General features: G+C 42.4%; 1 protein-coding gene and 1 pseudogene. One reads left to right on the top strand and one right to left on the bottom strand.

Annotated features, from left to right (window positions below; genetic code table 11):
• The first annotated feature begins 145 nt into the window (after nt 1–145).
• Entirely contained in the window at nt 146–487 is a 342-nt protein-coding gene (locus A3762_RS22605) for a hypothetical protein (protein ID WP_068757740.1), read from the top strand.
• Between the two features lie 61 nt (nt 488–548).
• Here A3762_RS22605 and A3762_RS22600 read toward each other — a convergent pair.
• Nucleotides 549–830 (bottom strand): annotated as a pseudogene (locus A3762_RS22600) (protoheme IX farnesyltransferase); the annotation flags it as partial.

Below are 830 nucleotides of genomic sequence, written 5' to 3'. Positions count from 1 at the left end.
ACAAATTATCGATAGCGAACCAACCCCACTATATACATATCAGGGCACGGCATCCGCCATCCCATAATCATCTAACGCAATGCTTCTTCTGGCCTCTGCTATAGTTAATCTAGCGAGGCCAAGGCTAACTAAGAGGAAGAATTGCGTGTCGACCCCATCCATTGCCCATACCATTAATGAATTCATGAGCCTTAGTGAGTTACTAGATGACGCTTACTGGGAAGCCTCATCGATCACAGACAAAGACTTCATTTACGATATACACAGCATGTTCTTGTTAGAGATTGGCGAACTTAATAAGCTCAGCATACAAGACCATCACTACCCCTATGAATTTATCACTGAAGGAATTCGTCGCATCGTGCCGAAGGTAGAGGAGCTAGAACAACGTTTAAGCAACTTAATTCCGAGAACAAAAACGCTCATAGATATGCGCGACATCCTGTCGAATATTTTGGTAATCCTGGAAGCTCAAAACGAGTTTTAGAGGAATCTTTGGTGGAGGACAGAGATGGCAATGAAACCCTCGGCCCTCCACACAAACCAAATTACATGGCGACCATCATTGGCCATGTATAGTGATCAACTAATAACGCAACAAACAACAGCATCAAATAAGTGATCGAGAATTTAAAAGTATTGATCGCATCATGCTTATGATGATTTCGAATCATGCGCACAGACCACTGAATAAAGCGCAAGCCAAGTAACACTGCAGAAACTAAATAAATCTCTCCGCACATACCCGTCAAGTACGGAAGAATAGTTACTAACAACAAGATCACGCTGTATAGCAAAATGTGCAACTTAGTGTATGACTCTCCATGCGT

This window comes from Oleiphilus sp. HI0125 (assembly GCF_001635355.1).
The sequence above is the reverse complement of the archived record's forward strand: the minus strand, read 5'-3'. Positions and strand labels throughout refer to the sequence as shown.